Consider the following 19,598-nt stretch of genomic DNA (forward strand, 5'->3'; position numbering starts at 1 on the left):
GCGTAATTGTTTGGGGCGGGGAGTGCCTGACGTGACAAATAATCCTGGACAAGGGGGCGGCCCAAGCGCGCCGCGCGTGCTGTTTTATAGCCACGATACCTTTGGTCTGGGCCATTTGCGGCGTTCCCGGGCTCTGGCCAGTGCAATAACTTCGGCAGATGATCGGATATCGGCAATTATCCTGACCGGATCTCCCGTTGCGGGGCGTTTCACTTTCCCCAAACATGTCGACCATATCCGGTTGCCCGGCGTCACCAAGAACCCGGATGGCTCATATGCGTCAGAGGCGCTTGGCTTGGATATCGATGAGACTACCGAGTTGCGCGCTGGGCTGATCAAATCCGCGGCAATGCACTTTAATCCCGACATACTGATTGTGGACAAGGAACCAACGGGATTTCGCGGAGAGTTGATCCCTGCTTTGGATTGGCTGCGCAACAAACGCAAGGCAAAGCTGGTTCTTGGATTGCGGGATGTTCTGGACGAGCCCGATGTTCTGGCTGCCGAATGGGAGCGCAAGGGTGCCTTGGTCGCGGCCGAAAAGTACTACGATGAAATCTGGGTTTATGGCCTGCGCTCTATCTATGATCCGACCGCCGGTCTCGATCTGTCTCCATCGTTCCGGTCTCGGATGAAATACACCGGTTACCTGCATCGTGAAGAGTTGCAGGACGGCGTCGTCCCACATGAGGAATACGTTCTGGTAACACCTGGGGGCGGCGGTGATGGCGCGGGGATGGTGAATCTCGTCCTCTCGGCCTATGAGCAGGATCCAGATCTGCAGCCCAATGCCAAGCTGGTTTACGGGCCCTTCCTGTCCGGAGAAAACCGCGCCGAGTTCGAAGCCCGTGTCGAGGCCTTGAATGGCCGCGTGCAAACCACCGGGTTTGACAGTCGTATTGAGAACCTGATCGCCGGCGCGCGGGGTATTGTCTCGATGGGCGGATACAACACTTTCTGCGAGGTTTTGTCTTTTGACAAGCCTGCCGTCATCGTGCCGCGCACAAAACCCAGGCTCGAGCAATACATCCGTGCGAACCGCGCCGAGGAACTTGGCCTCGTGCGTGTGCTGGACGAGTATCGCGACGGCCTCACGGTTGACGCCATGATTAAAGCCATCCGTGCCCTGCCCAGCCAACCCAAACCTTCGGCCGCTTTCGTACCGGGCCTTTTGGATGGATTGGATTTTGTGTCAGATCGGGCGCTTGATCTCTTGGGGCTGCGAGACGCGCAAGGGGTCGCATGACCAGAAAACACCCAAGGCTGGCGGTGGTTGTCAAAGGATGGCCACGCCTGTCTGAAACCTTCATTGCGCAGGAACTCGTGGCTCTCGAAGAGATGGGTCACACCCTTGAAATCTGGTCCTTGCGCTTTCCCACAGACAAAAAGCGTCACCCGCTGCATGATCGCCTGAATGCACTGGTGCGCTATCTCCCTGAATATCTGCACCAAGAGCCGCTGCGCGTTACGCGTGGCGTGATCCGGAATGTGCTGCGCCCCGGGTTCTGGCGCGCGGCGGGTCTTTGGCTGCGCGACCTGAAGCGCGATGTCAGCCGCAATCGTGTACGTCGCTTTGGCCAGGCCTGTGTGCTGGCGGCTGAAATGCCTGGCGATACCTCGGCACTCTATGCCCACTTTATGCATACCCCTGCGTCTGTTGCGCGCTATGCGGCAGTCATGCGGGGTCTCAAATGGGGTGTTTCAGCGCACGCCAAGGACATCTGGACGTCTCCCGACTGGGAGAAGCAGGAAAAGCTGACCGCGCAGTCCTCTGGCGCCACGTTTCTCGCGACCTGTACCGGGTTTGGGGCCGAACACCTGAAAGAACTGGCAGATACACCTGATCGGGTTGAGTTGATCTATCACGGGCTTGATCTGGCGCGCTTTCCAGCGCCACCCCAGATGCGAAACGACAAAGAGACGGTCACTTTTCTGTCCGTCGGTCGTTTGGTCGAAAAGAAAGGTTTTGACAATCTCATCGAAGCCTTGGCTTTGTTGCCACAAGGCCTGGATTGGCACTGGGACCATATCGGTGGCGGGGGTTTGGGCGATACTTTGAAAAACCGGGCGCTGGAACTCGGGATCGCCGACAACATCACGTGGCACGGGGCCTGCGATCAGCCCGAGGTCATCGAAGCAATGCGCAAATCGGATATCTTCGTGTTGCCGAGCCGCATTGCCAGCGATGGTGACAGAGACGGATTGCCAAATGTCCTGATGGAAGCGGCCTCACAAAAGCTGTGCATTCTGTCGACCCCGGTGTCGGCAATTCCAGAGTTCATCGACAGTGGCACGCATGGGCTGTTGTCCAGCGATGCGCCCGACGCTCTGGCGGCGGCGATGGCGGAACTGGCGAGCAGTGCACAGACACGTCATGCCATGTCCGAGGCAGCCTATGAACGCTTGACGCAGGACTTCCTGATGGCCCCTGGTATCAGGACTCTGGATGGTCGTTTGGCGAGCTTGTTTCAGGATTAGGTCATGGCTCGCATTGCCTTTTACGCGCCCATGAAAACGCCCAACCACCCGGTTCCTTCGGGCGATCGCGAAATGGCACGGGGCATCATGGCCGCGCTTGAGCACCCCTTTCGCAAAGCCGAGGTCGAGCTTGTGTCAGAGTTTCGCAGCTACGAAGGCAAGGGCGATACGGCGTCACAGAACCACCTTATCAATAAGGCCAGGGTTGAGGCTGAGCGCCTTGAAATACAGGGTGGATGGGACGCTTGGGTGACCTACCACAACTATTACAAGGCCCCCGACTTGATCGGCCCTGCGGTCTCAAAGGCTCTTGGAATTCCGTATCTGCTGATCGAAGCGACCCGAGCCTCCAAACGGCTGGATGGACCTTGGGATCAGTTTGCACGAGCCTCTGACGCGGCTTGCGACGCTGCCAGTGCGATTTTCTACCTGACGGCCCTCGATGCAGAAGGTCTGGCCCCCTACCGTCGAGACGACCAGCCCATGGTCAACCTGCACCCTTTTCTCAGATCCGAACACCTGCCCGCGCCCAGTCGGGGTCAAAGTATTCTGAGCGTTGGTATGATGCGGCACGGGGATAAGCTGGCGTCGTACAAGATCATCGCCGAGACGCTTGCGCATCTGTCCGGAGACTGGCGTTATGACATCGTTGGTGATGGTCCGGCAAGGTCGGACATCGAGGCATTGTTTGCCACTTTTGGTGACAAGGTTCGTTTTTTGGGTCAACGCGACGCAGAGGAGGTGCAAGCGGCCTATGACGGTGCCCGAGTCTTTCTTTGGCCGGGCGTGAACGAAGCCTTTGGCATGGTTTATCTGGAGGCCCAGGCGGCTGGTGTCCCCGTGGTCGCGCAGGATCGACCGGGCGTGCGCGACGTCGTGCCAACCTCGGCGCTCGTGCCAGTCGGGCAGGAAACCCGCCTTGCCAATGCGGTTGCCGCGCTTTTGCAAAGTGATACGGTCTGGTCGACCCGCAGTCTTGAGGCGCGTGAGCTGGTTGGCAAAAACCATCTCATCACCGCAGCGAGACAGACGCTTTGGTCCGTTTTGGACCCGTTATTGGAGGAAGGAACATGATCCGCTTTGCCATGCTGCGCCACGGACATACGGAATGGAACCGTGCCGGACAGATTCAGGGGCGCACAGACATTCCGCTGGATGATGAGGCCCGCGAGGGACTGCGCGCGTTTCGTTTGCCTGAGGGGTGGCACGAGGCTGATCTTTACTCCAGCCCTCTGAAACGCGCATTTGAGACCGGCCAGATCGTTTCAGGCCGAGACCCGCAAACCGTCGATGCCCTGATCGAGATGGATTGGGGCCTCTGGGAAGGCAAGAAAGGCGTGGACCTGAAGGCGGATCCAAAAAACGGATTTCGTGACATCGAGCATTGGGGCTGGGACTATCGTCCACCACAAGGTGAGAGTCCGGCTGACGTCTGGCAGCGGATTTCCGGCTGGCTGTTTGGGTTGAAGCAAGACAGCATAGCCGTTTGCCACATTGGGATCATGCGCATGGTTCTGGCGCAGGCCCATGGCTGGGATTTCGACGGCCCAGCCCCCTTTGCGGTCAAACGAAATCGCTTGTTCGTGGTTGAGGTCGATGAAAGGTCTGTGCGCGTCGCCGACCCGGATATCGTGCGATTGGAGCCTGCTGCGTGAAGGTCCTGATTGCCGTCACACACCTTTTGGGCACAGGCCACCTTGCCCGAGCGCTGACCCTTGGCCGTGCCTTTGGTGCCGCAGGGCATGACGTGACCGTCTTGTCCGGCGGACAGCCCGCACCCCAGCTTGACTATTCGGGCGTGCGGCTGATCCAAATGCCACCCATCGCGTCGGATGGCACGAACTTTACGCGACTTTTGGATGCGAACGGCGGGGACGTGGATGGCGCCTATCGTGACAGGCGCAAGGCCGCGGCCCTAGGGGCTTTGCACGACATCAAACCCGATGTTTTGATCCTTGAGCTATTCCCCTTTGGTCGGCGGTCCTTGTCCGAAGAGTTTCTTGCGCTGCTTGATGCGGCCGTAAACCAATCTCCCCGACCTCGGGTGTTGTGTTCTATACGTGATATCCTCGCGCCGCCCTCCAAGCCGTCAAAAGCTGAAAGGGCCGAGCAGATTCTCAGCCAACACTTTGACGGCGTCTTGGTGCATTCCGACCCTCATGTCACCACATTGGCGGACAGTTGGCCGACCACCGAAGCTCTCAGCAAAAAGCTGATGTACACCGGTTACGTCGCCCCAGAGGCCGCGGAACCGCATCCGATGGAAACTGGCCAGGACGAGGTCCTTGTCAGCGCTGGGGGTGGCTCTGTTGGTCAGGCACTGTTTGAATGCGCGATTGATGCTGCTCGATTGACGACGCACCATTGGCGCCTGTTGGTTGGCGGAAAGGATCGCGAAGACAGAATTTCCCAGCTGCGACAGCGTGCAGGGGCTTTGAACATAACGATTGAAGGAGTGCGCCCTGACTTTCGCCAGATGCTTCACGGCGCGGCGTGTTCTGTCAGCATGTGTGGCTACAACACGGCTTTGGATCTGTTGCAAACCGGGGCGCCCTCGGTGTTGGTTCCATTTGATGATGGTGGAGAGGTCGAACAAACCCTGCGCGCGCGCTCGCTTGCCAGCCAAAGCGCTATGGAGGTTCTGAAAAGTTCTGACGCCACACCAGAGCGCATGGCAGCGCTGGTCGAAAAAGTGGTTCAGGAAGGGCGGCGTCACGATGATACGTTACTGATGGACGGTGCGGCGCGTTCGGTTGAAATCGTGGAAAATCTGCTTCAGGAGGCCGCATGAACGTCGACTGGCACCCATTACGGGCCGAGTTTGAACTGTGGCGCAGTGCTGGGTTGCAGCTGCCGTTTTGGTGGCGGGATGACGATGCGACCGAGCCGACCAAAGCGCTGGAAGAGTTAAGTTCTCTGGCCACTGCAACAGCTGTTCCGGTGCACCTCGCCATAATCCCACGTGATGCGACCCAAGAGTTGGGCAACGCCCTTGAGACCTCTCAGGAGTTCATCCCGGTGGTGCATGGATGGGCACATGAGAACTACGCCCCACCCAGTTTGAAAAAGGCCGAGTTTGGTGCAACACGCGAAGCCGATGACTGTGTTGCCGACTTGAAACAATCCCTTGTGCGCATGAAGTCACTGGTGGGCGAAAGGTTGGCGCCGATGTTCGTACCGCCCTGGAATCGGATAGATCCGGCGCTCATGACCCCATTGGCCGAGGCGGGTTACAACGCTGTATCGACCTTTCTCCCGCGTCGAGAGCCTGACGCCGCGCCGGGACTGGCGCAGATCAACACACACCTTGATCCGATCCACTGGCGTGGAACACGCGGACTTGTCCCGCCAGAAGACCTTGTGGCTTTGATCGTCGCTCTGCTCAAAGATCGGCGCCGCGCTATCACCGACAATGCAGAACCCTTTGGGTATCTCACGCACCATCTTGTGCATGGTGCGGATATCTGGGAGTTCTCACGGCAGTTTTTGCATGAAATGTGCGACGGGCCAATCCGCCTCTATCGCCATGACAAGAAGGAATAGGCATGAGCCGACTGGACAGTATGATGCGTCGCCTGGCAGCGCAGCGTGACGGGCTTGAATGGGGTCATGCCATGGCCGCAGACATCGCGGGGGACTACCTCGACATGGGGCTCGGAAATGGGCGCACCTATGACCATCTGCGGGAAATTGCCTCGGATCGCCGGATCTGGGTGATCGACCGGTCGCTGAACTGCCATCCATCCTGTGTCCCTCCGAAAGAGGACTTTCTGGAGGGTGAGGCCGAGGAAATGTTGAACAAACTGGCCGCTCAGGGCGCACAGATTGCTCTGGGTCACTATGACTTCGGCTTTGGTGTCAAGGAAAAGGACGTCGCCGAAGCAGCGCGCCTGTCGCCGATGATTGCAGTCGTTATGGCGCCCGGAGGCGTCTTGATCTCTGGTCAGCCTTTGGTCGGGTTTGAACAGGTGCGCGGTCCGGAAACCGTGGCGCCGGATCGCTATTGTTTCTATCGAACCTGATTACTCGGCGGCGGGCAATTTCAGGTCCGCCGCTTCCGCTTTGGTCAGCATCGCCCCCTGTTTGCGTTGCAACAGGATTTCGCGGGCCTTGGCGTAAATGTCGTCTTGCCAGAAGATCAGGCAACCATTGCAGCCCTTGCCACAACAGCCTTCGGTGCCCTTCCGATTGGTCTTGAAGCGTTTGGTGTTTGCGTCCGCCTCGATGGCATCTACCAGCGCATCGCGACGGCGTTTGTAAGCTGTCTCATTGCTTGAATCCTTCACTTCCATGGCCAGCGCGGTCTTGTCGAGTTGCAGCCGTTTCCACTGCTCTTCGGTCAAGGCGCGTTCCTTGCGCAAAACCGTCATGGGCGGGAAGTTGGTGCGCAGATCGTCAAGGTCTTCATGCTGGAACAGGGCAAAGGGCAGGCGGATCACCGTCTTGGTTGATCCATGGATCACATCCTTTTTCTCGCCGGTTTCCGCCACTTCATACTCATACCCCCGCAACAGGATCGTGTTGCGGGCGACCGGGCTGACAATCTCGATCACATCGCCCGGCTCAAGTTTGTTTTTCACCTCAACAAGGAATGCGTCGTCTGTCACCTCGGTGACGAAACCCGCGTATTCCCACTGGGCAATAGCCTGCGTCTGTTCATACCCATGCGCAAGATTGGTCAGCCGCCCCTTGTGGAACGCCAGCGTGTAGCCGCGGTTGCCGACTGTCTCCAGCTCTTCCATGTAGTTTGAAGCATCCCAGGTTTCGGGATCTGAATAATAGTCATCAATTGCCATGCGATAGGCCCGCGCCACGATGGCGGCATAGTATTCCGACTTGCCGCGCCCCTCGACCTTGAGACTGTCGACACCAATGCGCAGGTAGTCGTCGAGTTTCGGCATCAGGCAGAGGTCTTTGGAATTCAGGATGTAACTGCCACGTTCATCTTCCTGTATGGGCAGGAATTCACCAGGGCGCACGCCCTCTTCCAGAAGGAATTCAAACATGTGCAGATTGTCTTCATCAACGATCAGTTCCTGCACTGTGCCGTCCTTCAGGCGCATGTGGAACTTGTAGTTCCAGCGGCAGGAATTGGCGCAGTTGCCTTGGTTCGCACCCCGTTCGGCCATGAAGTTCGACAGCAGGCAGCGGCCTGAGTACGTCATGCACATGGCGCCGTGAACGAAGGCTTCCAATTTGATATCGGGGCACTTTTCGCGAATTTCTTCCAATTCGGGAAAGGAAACCTCGCGGGCCAGAACAACCAGATCCGCCCCCTGCGCCTGCCAGAACTGTGTTGTCAGCCACGAAGCAATGTTGGCTTGTGTTGAGACGTGCAGCGGAATCTCAGGGGCGCGCTCGCGGACGTACTGAAACACGCCGGGGTCCGAGATGATCAAGCCATCAGGCCTGACCTTGCGAACCGTTTCAAGGTATTCGTCAAGCTTGGGGATGTCTTTGTTGTGGGAAAACAGGTTCAGCGTCAGATAGGCCCGCCGCCCATGGGCATGGCAGAACTTAACGCCTTCGATCACGTCTTCCAGCGAGAATTCCGACTTGGTCCGCAAGCTCAGGTCAGGCGTCCCAAGATAGACGGCATCGGCCCCATAGAGAACCGCCATCTTCAGCTTGCGCAGGTTGCCTGCCGGCATCAGCAGCTCTGATCTGTGCTCAGTCATGTTTCACGCTTCCATCCAATTCGCGGCCCTTCCTTACAGCACAATGCCGGCATGAGCAAAAGGAGTCGTAGCCTTACGGTCTGCCCAAAGTGTCCTTGGGAATAGCCAGTTTCAAAGCCGCACTCGTTTCAGGTGTGTTTAACCAATTGTGAACAAGAAACTGCCCATCTTTTGCCAACGTTTCCGGGCAGTTTGCCAAGGTCCAAAACAGGAGATGGTGAAGATGTTTTTCTTGATCGCCTTCACATTTTTTATTCTGTCCGCATGTGGCCTGGCTGTTTCGATGCTCCGATTGAAAGAGGCCGTGCCCGTGGACCTGTCCAACATCAAGTTGGATTCGATCATGGATATGCAATTCTCGTTCGATTGGGTTTTGAAACTGCCTCACGATGCTCTGCTGCTTGTCGCGGTGTTCCTGATCGCTTCTGTTTTGTCGCTTGGCGCCGTTAAACGCACCTCCGGCGCAGCCAGGCCAGCCGGTTTCACGAGATACAGGACAAACCACTAGACGCATTTTGCCTATGGCAATTCTCGTCGCGGTCGTGCTGATAGTGTCGGGGTTTTTTTGGTGCCCAGAAGAGGACTCGAACCTCCACGTCCATACGGACACTAGCACCTGAAGCTAGCGCGTCTACCAATTCCGCCATCTGGGCACGGGTTGGTGAGGCAGGCGTTTAGACCCGTCACAGGGTGGTGTCAACGGCGATTCTGAAGATTCTCGGAAATTTCCAACCGGCACGGATTTTCGGATCAAAACGCGGGTCTCGGCGAATTCAGCAGGATTCGGGTGTATTCTTGTCGCGGGGTGGTCTTTGCACCTTGTTCCCTTAGCGTGTGGAGAGTATTCCAGATCAAGGAATTCAGTTAGCGGAGGATCCCATGCCGAAACTTGTGACGATCTATGGTGGCTCGGGATTTGTGGGGCGGTACATTGCCCGTCGTATGGCGAAAGAAGGCTGGCGCGTGCGCGTGGCTGTGCGTCGGCCGAACGAGGCGCTGTTTGTCAAACCCTATGGCACCGTCGGCCAGGTCGAACCTTTCCCCTGTAACGTCCGCGATGACGTCTCGGTTGCGGCGGCAATGCAGGGTGCGGATGCGGTTGTGAACTGTGTAGGCATTCTGGGAGAGCATCGCAGAAACACCTTTGATGCGGTTCAGGCCGAAGGTGCTGGGCGCATTGCGCGACTGGCCGCCGAGAATGGCGTTGCGACCATGGTCCACGTTTCGGCCATCGGGGCCGACGCCAACTCTGAGAGTGAATACGCACAGTCCAAGGCAGCCGGTGAAGCTGCCGTTCTGGAGCATATGCCAAACGCAATGATCCTGCGTCCGTCGGTGATCTTTGGCCAGGATGACGGGTTCTTCAACCGTTTCGCGTCGATGGCCCGGTTTGGCCCGATCCTGCCACTGGTTGGCGCGGACACACGCTTTCAGCCGGTCTTTGTGGACGATGTGGCCGCAGCTGCGGTCAAGGGCGTCACGGGACAAGCCTCTGGCATATATGAGTTGGGTGGCCCCGACACGGGAACACTGCGCGAGTTTATCGACGAGATGTTGGCCGTGATCTACCGCAAGCGGATTGTCGTGAACCTGCCGTTTTGGGTTGCCCGCCTCATGGCGTTTGGCTTCGACCTGACGCAAAAGGTTCTTATGGGCCTGATCGAGAACAAGGTTCTGACCCGTGATCAGGTCAAGCTTTTGCGGGAAGACAACGTTGTGGCTGATGACGCACGTACGTTGTCGGATCTTGGGATCAAAGCGACCAACACTGCGTCGATCCTGCCCAGTTACTTGTGGCGATATCGCCCGACGGGTCAGTTCGACGCCATCAAGGATTCGGCAAAGAATCTCAAAATCTGAAGCTGACGAAATTGTCGTGTTATCTGGGGCGAGCTCGAAAGGGTTCGCCCTAACTGTAGGCGATGGTCAAAAGAGTCATCCCCAACAAGATACGGTATAGCACGTAAGGGGCAAAGCTGACCGACTTGAGCAGGCGCATCATCAGCACCAGGGCGAGCAGGGCTGCAAAGAACGAGATTACTGCGGCGATCGCGCCGTCGCGGGCGATCTGCATGTCGGCCTCGCCAGCCACTTCGATGCCCAGCAAGACACCACTGGCAATGATCGTCGGGATAGACATCAACATGGCCAGCCGCGCCGCGTCCGACCGTTCGTAGCCCAGGGCGCGCGCGGCGGTGATGGTGATGCCGGACCGCGAGGTGCCGGGCACAAGCGCAATTGCCTGAGCGATGCCCATCACGACGGCATCACGCAAGCTCCAGTCCGAGGCTTCTTTTTCCACATGGCCTAGCTTGTCCGCAACCCAGAGAACGAGGCCAAATCCAAGCATTGTCCAGCCAATCACCTTGATGGATCGCATCGCATCACTCAGGCCGGTTATGCTCAGGACGAATCCGAGTACGATCACGGGAATCGTCGCAATCAAGAGCAGAAAGGCAAGCTTGGTGGCGGGGGTGTCTCGGTGCCCCAGCAGGGCGCGGGGCAATCCGGTGACGGCGAGTCGAACATCCTGCCAGAAAAACAGAACCACGGCGCCGAGCGTGCCGACGTGCACGGCAACATCCACGGCCTGACCTTGGTCCTGCAGTCCGGTGAGATTCGGCAAGAGAATCAGGTGTCCCGAGGAACTGACGGGCAGAAATTCCGTAATACCCTGAATAATCGCGACTAATAAAATGTGGAGAAAGCTCATATGCTTCAGCCTGCGTTCTAAATTGCGTACAGCTATAAGGCTTTGGAAATATAAAGAAAGAGCGCATTTAGGTCCGGATCGGAATTAATTTTAGGGTAACCCATCAAATTTTTTCCGCTGGGGGCGTCATTTTTTGATATTTAGGTCAGTATAATTGACTTTTATCTCCTTTCAACTTTGCTTAAACACTGCGCAGCAGAGTAATTCAGGAGGCAGCTGCCGTGGCTAAGCAACCGATGCTGAAATTCGTAACCGTTGATCGTGACATGCCCGCAAAGCGTGATGCGACAGTACGGAAAGAGGATTTCAATGAAATCTATGCAGAGTACGCCAAGGCCAAGGCCGAAGAGCAGGCGAGCCGCTGCTCGCAGTGCGGTGTGCCCTATTGCCAGTCGCATTGCCCATTGCACAACAATATCCCCGACTGGTTGCATATGACCGCGACCGGGCGTCTGGAAGAGGCTTATGCTATCAGCCAGGCCACCAACACCTTCCCTGAAATCTGTGGCCGCATCTGCCCGCAAGATCGTCTGTGCGAAGGCAACTGCGTGATTGAACAGTCAGGACATGGCACTGTCACCATTGGGTCTGTCGAGAAATACATCACCGATACCGCTTGGGAAAAAGGCTGGGTCAAGCCAATCGTTCCCGCACAAGAACGTGCCGAGAGCGTCGGGATCATCGGCGCGGGCCCCGGTGGACTGGCTGCGGCCGATCGCCTTCGTCGTGCAGGTGTGCAGGTTACCGTCTATGACGCCCATGACCGTGCGGGCGGCTTGATGACCTATGGCATCCCCGGTTTCAAGCTGGAGAAAGACATTGTGATGCGCCGCAATGATCAGCTGGAACAGGGCGGTGTGACTTTCAAGATGAACTGCCGGGTGGGCGAGGACATTTCCTTTGCAGACCTCCGCGCAGCCCATGATGCTGTGATTATTGCAACCGGCGTCTACAAGTCGCGCGATCTGGGTGGCCCCGGTGCAGGCGCTGCGGGGATCGTCAAAGCGATTGATTACCTGACATGCTCGAACCGTCTGAGCTTTGGTGACAGCGTTGCCGAATTTGACAGTGGCGAGCTGAACGCCGAGGGCAAAAAGGTTGTCGTGATCGGTGGCGGTGACACCGCGATGGACTGTGTGCGCACGGCGATCCGTCAGGGCGCGACAAGCGTCAAATGCCTGTATCGTCGCGACCGCGCCAACATGCCGGGCTCGCAGCGTGAAACAGCCAATGCTGAAGAAGAAGGCGTTATTTTCGAATGGCTGGCCGCACCCAAGGGCTTTGCGGGTGACCCCGTCACTGGCGTGATGGTGCAGCGGATGCGCCTGGGACAGCCCGACGCCTCGGGCCGCCAGTCGCCCGAAGTGATTGAAGGTGCCGACTATGTGGAAGAGGCCGATCTGGTCATCAAGGCGCTGGGCTTTGAACCGGAAGACCTGCCAACATTGTGGGAACAGCCCGAGTTGGAAGTGACCCGTTGGGGCACCGTCAAGGCGCAGTTCACCACAGGAGCCACCGAGATGGATGGCGTCTATGCCGTCGGCGATATCGTCCGCGGGGCATCGTTGGTTGTTTGGGCGATCAAGGATGGCCGAGACTGCGCAGATGCCATCATTGAGCGCCTTAACACGTCAGCTTCGGTGGCCGCGGAATAGGGTCTGCATCGCGTCGGTTTAACGTCGGTATAACGTCGGTGCGACCGTACGGTGATAAAGGTTAACAGGGCAGGGTCACTGACCTAGCCGCAGCAAAAGGAAACTTGGGAGATGAAGAAGACCTTAATGGGTATCGTTCTCGCGACTTGTTTCGGGACTTTGGGCAATGCCGCGGTTCAGGAAGTTCCCGAGAGCTGCGAGGCGATGGTCACGATCCATCGCGAAAGCTGCATGGTGTCGAACTACCTGCGGTGTGGCTCGACCATCGAAGTGCACAGCTATGAGAACGGCACGCTGTCGGACAGCCACTATTTTGGCGCTGATTGGGACCTGTTGCGCTATCAGGCCGAGGGTGGGCGCACCGATGCAGCCGCGGTCAAAGGCAGCGCGCCCGAGGCATCACTTACCCGCGCTCTGGAGACAGGCGAGAGCCTGGGCACCCGCGCGCTGGAGTTCTCAACTGGTGTACTCAAAGGCAACATGGTTGACCTCGTGTCCGAGCTGCGGATGAGCGACGAGGAAGTTCAGATCAGCGGCGAGACTTTTCGCGTCGGCACTCTGGTGCGAGATATGACAGTGCGCAAGAACGGCGTGACCTCGAAGTGGGCGTTTCAGGTGTTTGCAGCACCGGACGCATCGCTGTTCATCGAAGGCCAGGTAGATGTGGAGCAATTCGGCAAGGTGAATACGCTGGCTTGGACACCGACGCGGATCGTACGACCGGGTGAAGATGGGTTCATGACAACCGCGGCCCACGCGGGCTGTGAGCGCTGAGGCCAGCGGTCGAAGCAAGACAAAGAATAGACGATTTTGCGCGCCTTAAGATCTGAAAAGACAGGGTCGCGACACGGAATACCCCAAGAGACTGGGACAGGAGATCACCAATGACCAAGTACGACGAAAACTGGGTTCGGGAAGAACAGGCAAAACGCGAATGGATGGCCGAAAATGGCCTCTATCGCGAAGATGAAGAGCATTCGTCCTGTGGCGTGGGCCTTGTTGTGTCACTGGATGGCAAACCCAGCCGCAAGGTGGTCGAGGCGGGCATCACCGCGTTGAAAGCGATCTGGCACCGCGGTGCCGTGGACGCGGACGGCAAGACCGGCGACGGCGCGGGCATTCACGTGCAGATCCCGGTTCAGTTCTTTTACGACCAGATCCGTCGCACTGGTCACGAACCGCGTCTGGACGAGTTGATGGCCGTTGGTCAGGTGTTCCTGCCGCGCACGGATCACGGCGCACAAGAAGCCTGCCGGACCATTGTCGAGACCGAAGTGCTGCGCATGGGATACAGCATCTACGGCTGGCGCCATGTGCCGGTGGATGTGACCTGTCTGGGCGAAAAGGCCAATGCAACCCGTCCTGAGATCGAGCAGATCCTGATTTCGAACGCCAAAGGTGTCGACGAAGAAACCTTTGAGCGCGAACTCTATGTGATCCGTCGCCGGATCGAGAAAGCCGCGGTGGCGTCCAATATTCGCGACCTCTACATCGCGTCGTTCAGCTGCCGGTCGATCATCTACAAAGGCATGATGCTGGCCGAGCAGGTCGCCGTGTTCTACCCCGACCTGCAGGACGAACGTTTTGAGAGCGCCTTTGCGCTGTATCACCAGCGGTATTCGACCAACACTTTCCCGCAGTGGTGGCTGGCACAGCCGTTCCGCATGCTGGCGCACAACGGCGAGATCAACACGCTCAAGGGCAACCTGAACTGGATGAAGAGCCACGAGATCCGTATGGCAAGCGCCTTCTTCGGAGAACTGGCGGAAGACATCAAACCCATCGTGCAGGGCGGGTCGTCGGATTCGGCTGCATTGGATTCGGTGTTCGAGGTGATGGTCCGCGCGGGGCGCTCGGCGCCGATGGCAAAAACCATGCTGGTCCCGGAAAGCTGGTCCAAGCAGGCGGTTGAGCTGCCGCAAAGCTGGCGTGACATGTATTCTTACTGCAACTCGGTCATGGAGCCGTGGGACGGCCCCGCCGCATTGGCGATGACCGATGGCCGTTGGGTTTGTGCCGGTCTGGACCGGAACGGGTTGCGTCCGATGCGCTATGTTGTGACCGGTGACGGTCTGCTGATCTCGGGGTCCGAGGCCGGCATGGTGCCGACGGACGAAGCAAGTGTTGTCGAAAAGGGCGCTCTGGGGCCGGGGCAGATGATTGCCGTCGATATGGCCGAGGGCAAGCTGTACCACGATACCGAAATCAAGGACAAACTGGCCAATGCACGGCCCTATGGTGAGTGGGTTGGCAAGATCCGCGATCTGGCAGAGACCCTGGGCAGCGTTTCGGAAAAGGCACTGTTCAGCGGCGAAGCACTGCGCAAGCGTCAGATTGCGGCCGGATTTACCATGGAAGAGCTGGAACAGATTCTTGCGCCCATGGCCGAGGACGGCAAAGAGGCGATTGCCTCGATGGGGGATGACACCCCGTCGGCGGTTTTGTCTAAAAAGTATCGCCCGCTCAGCCATTTCTTCCGCCAGAACTTTAGCCAGGTGACCAACCCTCCGATCGACTCGTTGCGCGAATACCGCGTGATGAGCCTCAAGACCCGGTTCGGCAACCTCAAGAACGTGCTGGACGAAGATGGTAGCCAAACCGAGATCGTGATGCTGGAAAGCCCGTTTGTGGGCAATGCGCAGTTCGAAAAGCTGCTTGAGACGTTTGACGACTCGGTGGCGCGCATCGACTGTAGCTTTGGTGCCGACGAGGGTGCAGGTGCGTTGCAGGCCGGTCTGACCCGTATTCGTGCCGAGGCCGAAGATGCGGTGCGTTCCGGCGCGGGCCACATCATCCTGAGCGATGAGGGCCAGAGCGAGACCCGCGTGGGTATGCCGATGATCCTGGCAACCAGCGCCGTGCACAGCCATCTGGTGCGCAAGGGCCTGAGAACCTTCTGTTCGCTGAGTGTGCGTGCTGCCGAGTGTATTGATCCACACTATTTTGCCGTGCTGATCGGAGCCGGTGCGACCGTGGTCAATGCCTACCTGGCCGAGGATTCGCTGGCGGATCGCATCGAACGCGGACTGTTGGACACCGACTTGACCACCGCGATTGCGCGCTACCGCGAAGCCATCGACCAGGGTCTGTTGAAGATCATGGCCAAGATGGGCATTTCGGTGATTTCGTCTTATCGCGGCGGTCTGAACTTTGAGGCCGTGGGCCTGAGCCGCGCCATGTGCGCCGAGTATTTCCCCGGCATGACCAGCCGGATTTCGGGCATCGGTGTCAGTGGTATCCAGACCAAGGCTGTCGAGGTTCACGCCAAGGGCTGGCTGAGTGGGCAGGATGTTCTGCCAATCGGTGGTTTCTACAAGGCGCGAAAATCGGGCGAGACCCATGCCTGGGGCGCTCAGACCATGCACATGATGCAGGCGGCCTGTGATCGGGCGAGCTATGAGCTGTGGAAGCAGTATTCGGCCAAGATGCGGTCAAACCCGCCGATCCATTTGCGGGACCTGTTGGACATCAAACCCATGGGCAAGGCGATCCCGATTGAAGAGGTCGAGTCGATCACCGCGATCCGCAAACGCTTTGTCACGCCGGGCATGTCGCTGGGTGCCTTGTCACCGGAAGCGCACAAGACGCTGAACGTGGCGATGAACCGGATTGGTGCCAAGTCCGACTCGGGCGAGGGCGGCGAAGATCCGGCGCATTTTGTGCCGGAGCCAAATGGCGATAATCCCTCGGCCAAGATCAAACAGGTGGCCTCTGGGCGCTTTGGTGTGACCGCCGAATACCTGAACCAATGCGAAGAGCTGGAAATCAAGGTCGCACAGGGTGCGAAACCGGGTGAAGGTGGTCAGCTGCCGGGCATGAAGGTTACCGACCTGATTGCGCGCCTGCGTCACTCGACCAAGGGTGTGACGTTGATCTCGCCTCCGCCACACCACGACATCTACTCGATCGAAGACCTCGCGCAGCTGATCTATGACCTCAAGCAGATCAACCCACGCTGCAAGGTGACGGTCAAGCTGGTGGCGTCTTCGGGCGTTGGCACGATTGCCGCCGGTGTGGCCAAGGCCAAGGCGGATATCATCCTGATCTCGGGCCACAACGGTGGCACCGGGGCCTCGCCAGCGACTTCGATCAAATACGCAGGTCTGCCGTGGGAGATGGGCCTGACCGAGGCGCATCAGGTTCTGGCAATGAACAACCTGCGCGAACGTGTGACCCTGCGGACCGATGGTGGTCTGCGCACCGGTCGTGACATCGTCATGGCCGCGATGCTGGGCGCCGAGGAATACGGTATCGGCACCGCCGCGCTGATCGCGATGGGCTGTATCATGGTGCGTCAGTGCCAGTCGAACACCTGTCCGGTCGGCGTTTGCACGCAGGACCCCGAGTTGCGCGCCAAATACACCGGGTCTGCGGACAAGGTTGTGAACCTCATCACCTTCTATGCGCAGGAAGTGCGGGAAATCCTAGCTTCGATTGGTGCGCGATCCTTGGGTGACGTGATCGGTCGTGCGGACCTGTTGGCGCAGGTTTCGCGGGGGTCGGCGCATCTGGATGACCTCGACCTGAACCCGCTGTTGATCACGGTCGATGGCGCATCCGAGATCGTTTACAACCGCGACAAGGACCGCAATGTGGTGCCGGATACGCTGGACGCCGAGATCGTGCGTGATGCCGCGCGATTCCTGGAAGATGGTGAAAAAATGCAGCTCAGCTATGCGGTGCAGAACACGCACCGCACCGTGGGCACGCGCACATCCAGCCATATCGTACGCAACTTTGGCATGCGCAACGCGCTGCAGGACGATCACCTGACAGTGAAATTGACCGGATCTGCCGGGCAGTCGCTGGGGGCGTTTGCCGCTCCTGGCCTGAAGATCGAAGTGTCGGGCGACGCCAACGACTATGTGGGCAAGGGTCTGTCGGGCGGCACGGTTGTCGTGCGTCCGCCAATGCACAGCCCGCTGAACGCCAGCGAGAACACCATTATCGGCAACACTGTGCTTTATGGTGCGACTGACGGGTATCTCTTTGCTGCAGGACGCGCAGGCGAGCGTTTTGGTGTGCGGAACTCTGGTGCAAAGGTGGTGATCGAGGGGTGCGGTGCCTGTGGTTGTGAATACATGACCGGTGGTATTGCGGTGATCCTCGGGTCGATTGGCGCCAACTTTGGCGCAGGCATGACCGGGGGTATGGCCTATCTTTATGACCCCGAAGGCAAGGCCGAAAACGTCATGAACATGGAGACGCTGGTCACCTGTCCGGTGACCGTGGCCCATTGGGAAGATCAGCTGAAAGGTCTGATCGAGAGGCATTTGGAAGAAACCGGCAGCCGTAAGGCGGCAGATATCCTGCAACACTGGGATATGGAAAAGTCCAACTTCCTGCAGGTGTGCCCGAAAGAGATGCTGGTGCATTTGCCAGCGCCGCTGACCGAAGAAGAGGCGGCTGTACCGGCTGAGTAACAGCGCCGGAAGCTCATCAAAAGCCCCGCAGGTTACCCCTGCGGGGCTTTTTTCAATATTGCCACGGTTGATTGAATCGGCTGCCTCAATTAGGCCGTTCCCGAGGTAAAGCATTTCGAGAGGGACTTGGGGCACAAGTTTATGTCGAAACGCCGTAGGAAGAGTAACGTGGCCGGTAAAGCGACAAAGAAAAAAGCCAAGGCAAAGAAAAAGGCTGCGCCGGGCCTGCTGAGGCGGCAATGGCATAGGATGCGCAAAACTGTTCGCCGTGTTGCCGTGTGGGCTGTGTCTCTGACTATTTTTGCGGTCTTGATCTTTACGGTCATCAACCCTCCGACGACATGGACGATGCTGACGGAAAAACGCCGTCTTGGGCAGATTGACCGCGAGTGGGTGGCGATTGAAGAGGTCGCGCCGGTCCTGTTGCGGTCAGTTGTGGCGGCAGAGGATGCGAATTTCTGTCAGCATTGGGGGTTTGATCTGAAAGCCATCCGAGAGGCGCTGGATGGCGGCGCCAGCCGCGGCGCTTCGACGATCAGCCAGCAGACGGTGAAGAATGTCTATCTCTGGCAGGGGCGCAGCTGGTTCCGAAAATCGCTGGAAGCGTTGCTGACCCCGGTGGTGGAGATCGCATGGTCCAAGCGGCGCATTCTCGAGGTTTATGTGAACGTGGCCGAGTTTGATGAGGGTGTCTTTGGTATCGAAGCCGCCAGTCGTCACTATTTCGGGGTGGGCCCCGAAGCGCTGAGCGCCGTGCAGGCGGCGCGGCTCGCCGCGATCCTTCCGGCACCAAAGTCGCGGTCGGCGTCCAACCCATCGGCGGCCATTCGCCAAAAAGCGGTCCGGATCATCGACGGGGCGGAAACCATCCGCCTGGATGGGCGCGCGACGTGTTTCGAGGATTGAAAAAGCCGCAATGTCAGTGCATTGAGGGATGGCATTCCAAATAACGCGTAACGATCCCATGAACAGACTCTTCCATGTGCCGCTCTCTCCGTTTTGCCGCAAGGTACGGCTATCGCTGGCTGAAAAGCGAATCGAGGTAGAGCTGGTCGAAGAACGTTACTGGGAACAGGACCCGGATTTCCTGCGTCGCAACCCGGCGGCCAAGGTGCCCGTGTTGAAGATGGATGGCAAAATGATGGCCGAAAGCGCGGCGATCTGTGAGTACATCGAAGAAAAATACCCGCAACCGGCATTGATGCCAAAGGATGCAGATGCACGTTTCGAGGTGCGTCGGCTGGTGTCGTGGTTCGACGACAAGTTTCATCACGAGGTGACTTCAAAGCTCTTGTATGAGCGGGTCAATAAGAAAGTGATGGGGCAGGGTTATCCCGACAGTGCCAACGTAAAGGCGGGGGCGCGGGCGATCAAATATCACCTCGACTACATGACGTGGCTTTTGGATCATCGCCGCTGGTTGGCCGGAGATTCGATGACGTTGGCGGATTTCGCGGCCGCGGCGCATCTGTCGGCGCTGGATTACATTTCGGATGTGGATTGGAACCGGTCCGAGGTGGTCAAGGATTGGTACGCCAAGATCAAGTCCCGACCGGCGTTTCGTTCAATCCTGGCCGATCAGATTCCGGGCTTTCCTCCACCACAGCACTATGCTGATCTGGACTTCTGATCAGGGGGCCAGCCCCCTCTT

General features: G+C 58.2%; 16 protein-coding genes and 1 tRNA gene. 14 read left to right on the forward strand and 3 right to left on the reverse strand.

Annotated elements, in window-relative coordinates; all coding sequences use genetic code 11:
* Positions 1 to 22 precede the first annotated feature (22 nt).
* Genes EK369_RS08255 through EK369_RS08285 form a run of 7 tightly spaced genes read left to right on the forward strand, consistent with a single transcriptional unit; the run spans position 23 to position 6,500 of the window.
* Complete coding sequence (locus EK369_RS08255) at positions 23 to 1,246, forward strand: glycosyltransferase family protein (protein ID WP_438672159.1); 1,224 nt, start codon at positions 23 to 25, stop codon at positions 1,244 to 1,246.
* Positions 1,243 to 2,478: a glycosyltransferase gene (locus tag EK369_RS08260; RefSeq protein ID WP_127113414.1), complete on the forward strand. Its 1,236-nt coding sequence runs from the start codon at positions 1,243 to 1,245 to the stop codon at positions 2,476 to 2,478. The genes EK369_RS08255 and EK369_RS08260 overlap by 4 nt, the downstream gene beginning before the upstream one ends.
* 3 nt (positions 2,479 to 2,481) lie before the next feature.
* On the forward strand, positions 2,482 to 3,552 hold the full coding sequence (locus EK369_RS08265) for a glycosyltransferase family 4 protein (RefSeq protein ID WP_127113416.1): 1,071 nt from the start codon (positions 2,482 to 2,484) through the stop codon (positions 3,550 to 3,552).
* Complete coding sequence (locus tag EK369_RS08270) at positions 3,549 to 4,133, forward strand: histidine phosphatase family protein (RefSeq protein WP_127113418.1); 585 nt, start codon at positions 3,549 to 3,551, stop codon at positions 4,131 to 4,133. Before EK369_RS08265 ends, EK369_RS08270 begins: the two co-directional genes overlap by 4 nt.
* A complete protein-coding gene (locus tag EK369_RS08275; RefSeq protein ID WP_127113420.1) occupies positions 4,130 to 5,269 on the forward strand; it encodes a glycosyltransferase family protein in 1,140 nt (379 codons plus the stop codon). The genes EK369_RS08270 and EK369_RS08275 overlap by 4 nt, the downstream gene beginning before the upstream one ends.
* Positions 5,266 to 6,021 carry a polysaccharide deacetylase family protein gene (locus EK369_RS08280; RefSeq protein WP_127113421.1) on the forward strand — a complete coding sequence of 252 codons (756 nt, stop codon included), beginning with the start codon at positions 5,266 to 5,268 and terminating at the stop codon, positions 6,019 to 6,021. The genes EK369_RS08275 and EK369_RS08280 overlap by 4 nt, the downstream gene beginning before the upstream one ends.
* A gap of 2 nt (positions 6,022 to 6,023) precedes the next feature.
* On the forward strand, positions 6,024 to 6,500 hold the full coding sequence (locus EK369_RS08285; protein ID WP_127113423.1) for a class I SAM-dependent methyltransferase: 477 nt from the start codon (positions 6,024 to 6,026) through the stop codon (positions 6,498 to 6,500).
* Here EK369_RS08285 and EK369_RS08290 read toward each other — a convergent pair whose 3' ends face one another.
* Entirely contained in the window at positions 6,501 to 8,156 is a 1,656-nt protein-coding gene (locus tag EK369_RS08290; RefSeq protein WP_127113425.1) for a U32 family peptidase C-terminal domain-containing protein, read from the reverse strand.
* Positions 8,157 to 8,379: 223 nt separating this feature from the next.
* Between EK369_RS08290 and EK369_RS08295 the strand changes: the two genes are divergently transcribed.
* Entirely contained in the window at positions 8,380 to 8,664 is a 285-nt protein-coding gene (locus tag EK369_RS08295; protein ID WP_127113427.1) for a hypothetical protein, read from the forward strand.
* 58 nt (positions 8,665 to 8,722) lie between these two features.
* Here the strand turns inward: EK369_RS08295 and EK369_RS08300 are convergent.
* Positions 8,723 to 8,809, reverse strand: a tRNA-Leu gene (locus tag EK369_RS08300).
* 226 nt (positions 8,810 to 9,035) lie between these two features.
* On the opposite strand from EK369_RS08300, the gene EK369_RS08305 reads away from it, so the two are divergent.
* The gene (locus EK369_RS08305; RefSeq protein ID WP_127113429.1) at positions 9,036 to 10,016 is read left to right on the forward strand and encodes a complex I NDUFA9 subunit family protein; all 981 of its coding nucleotides are present in this window, start codon (positions 9,036 to 9,038) and stop codon (positions 10,014 to 10,016) included.
* Positions 10,017 to 10,065: 49 nt separating this feature from the next.
* On the opposite strand, the gene EK369_RS08310 is transcribed toward EK369_RS08305, so the two are convergent.
* Complete coding sequence (locus tag EK369_RS08310; RefSeq protein WP_127113431.1) at positions 10,066 to 10,869, reverse strand: undecaprenyl-diphosphate phosphatase; 804 nt, start codon at positions 10,867 to 10,869, stop codon at positions 10,066 to 10,068.
* A gap of 221 nt (positions 10,870 to 11,090) precedes the next feature.
* On the opposite strand from EK369_RS08310, the gene EK369_RS08315 reads away from it, so the two are divergent.
* The 5 genes from EK369_RS08315 to fzlA all read left to right on the forward strand — a co-directional run bounded on the left by EK369_RS08315 (position 11,091) and on the right by fzlA (position 19,577).
* Positions 11,091 to 12,524, forward strand: coding sequence for an NAD(P)-dependent oxidoreductase (locus EK369_RS08315; RefSeq protein ID WP_127113433.1), 1,434 nt, complete (start codon positions 11,091 to 11,093; stop codon positions 12,522 to 12,524).
* A gap of 111 nt (positions 12,525 to 12,635) precedes the next feature.
* Positions 12,636 to 13,298 (forward strand): hypothetical protein, encoded by a 663-nt coding sequence (locus tag EK369_RS08320; protein WP_127113435.1) that lies wholly within the window; start codon positions 12,636 to 12,638, stop codon positions 13,296 to 13,298.
* Positions 13,299 to 13,408: 110 nt separating this feature from the next.
* Positions 13,409 to 17,947: a glutamate synthase large subunit gene (gene gltB, locus EK369_RS08325; RefSeq protein ID WP_127113437.1), complete on the forward strand. Its 4,539-nt coding sequence runs from the start codon at positions 13,409 to 13,411 to the stop codon at positions 17,945 to 17,947.
* 249 nt (positions 17,948 to 18,196) lie between these two features.
* Positions 18,197 to 18,853, forward strand: coding sequence for a monofunctional biosynthetic peptidoglycan transglycosylase (gene mtgA, locus EK369_RS08330; protein ID WP_235871373.1), 657 nt, complete (start codon positions 18,197 to 18,199; stop codon positions 18,851 to 18,853).
* Between the two features lie 58 nt (positions 18,854 to 18,911).
* Positions 18,912 to 19,577, forward strand: a complete 666-nt coding sequence (gene fzlA / locus EK369_RS08335; protein WP_127113441.1) for an FtsZ-binding protein FzlA — start codon at positions 18,912 to 18,914, stop codon at positions 19,575 to 19,577.
* Positions 19,578 to 19,598: the final 21 nt, after the last annotated feature.

Origin of the sequence: Shimia sediminis, from assembly GCF_003990645.1 — a bacterium.
In the GTDB taxonomy this organism is placed as follows: domain Bacteria; phylum Pseudomonadota; class Alphaproteobacteria; order Rhodobacterales; family Rhodobacteraceae; genus Shimia; species Shimia sediminis.

What these genes read in the sequence shown, in the direction of transcription:
- EK369_RS08295 (WP_127113427.1), top strand. Translation starts at nt 8,380, where the DNA reads ATGTTTTTCTTGATCGCCTTCACATTTTTTATTCTGTCCGCATGTGGC.
- fzlA (WP_127113441.1), top strand. Translation starts at nt 18,912, where the DNA reads ATGAACAGACTCTTCCATGTGCCGCTCTCTCCGTTTTGCCGCAAGGTA.
- gltB (WP_127113437.1), top strand. Translation starts at nt 13,409, where the DNA reads ATGACCAAGTACGACGAAAACTGGGTTCGGGAAGAACAGGCAAAACGC.
- EK369_RS08305 (WP_127113429.1), top strand. Translation starts at nt 9,036, where the DNA reads ATGCCGAAACTTGTGACGATCTATGGTGGCTCGGGATTTGTGGGGCGG.
- EK369_RS08285 (WP_127113423.1), top strand. Translation starts at nt 6,024, where the DNA reads ATGAGCCGACTGGACAGTATGATGCGTCGCCTGGCAGCGCAGCGTGAC.
- EK369_RS08280 (WP_127113421.1), top strand. Translation starts at nt 5,266, where the DNA reads ATGAACGTCGACTGGCACCCATTACGGGCCGAGTTTGAACTGTGGCGC.
- EK369_RS08265 (WP_127113416.1), top strand. Translation starts at nt 2,482, where the DNA reads ATGGCTCGCATTGCCTTTTACGCGCCCATGAAAACGCCCAACCACCCG.
- EK369_RS08270 (WP_127113418.1), top strand. Translation starts at nt 3,549, where the DNA reads ATGATCCGCTTTGCCATGCTGCGCCACGGACATACGGAATGGAACCGT.
- EK369_RS08290 (WP_127113425.1), bottom strand. Translation starts at nt 8,156, where the DNA reads ATGACTGAGCACAGATCAGAGCTGCTGATGCCGGCAGGCAACCTGCGC.
- EK369_RS08320 (WP_127113435.1), top strand. Translation starts at nt 12,636, where the DNA reads ATGAAGAAGACCTTAATGGGTATCGTTCTCGCGACTTGTTTCGGGACT.
- EK369_RS08260 (WP_127113414.1), top strand. Translation starts at nt 1,243, where the DNA reads ATGACCAGAAAACACCCAAGGCTGGCGGTGGTTGTCAAAGGATGGCCA.
- EK369_RS08310 (WP_127113431.1), bottom strand. Translation starts at nt 10,869, where the DNA reads ATGAGCTTTCTCCACATTTTATTAGTCGCGATTATTCAGGGTATTACG.
- mtgA (WP_235871373.1), top strand. Translation starts at nt 18,197, where the DNA reads ATGCGCAAAACTGTTCGCCGTGTTGCCGTGTGGGCTGTGTCTCTGACT.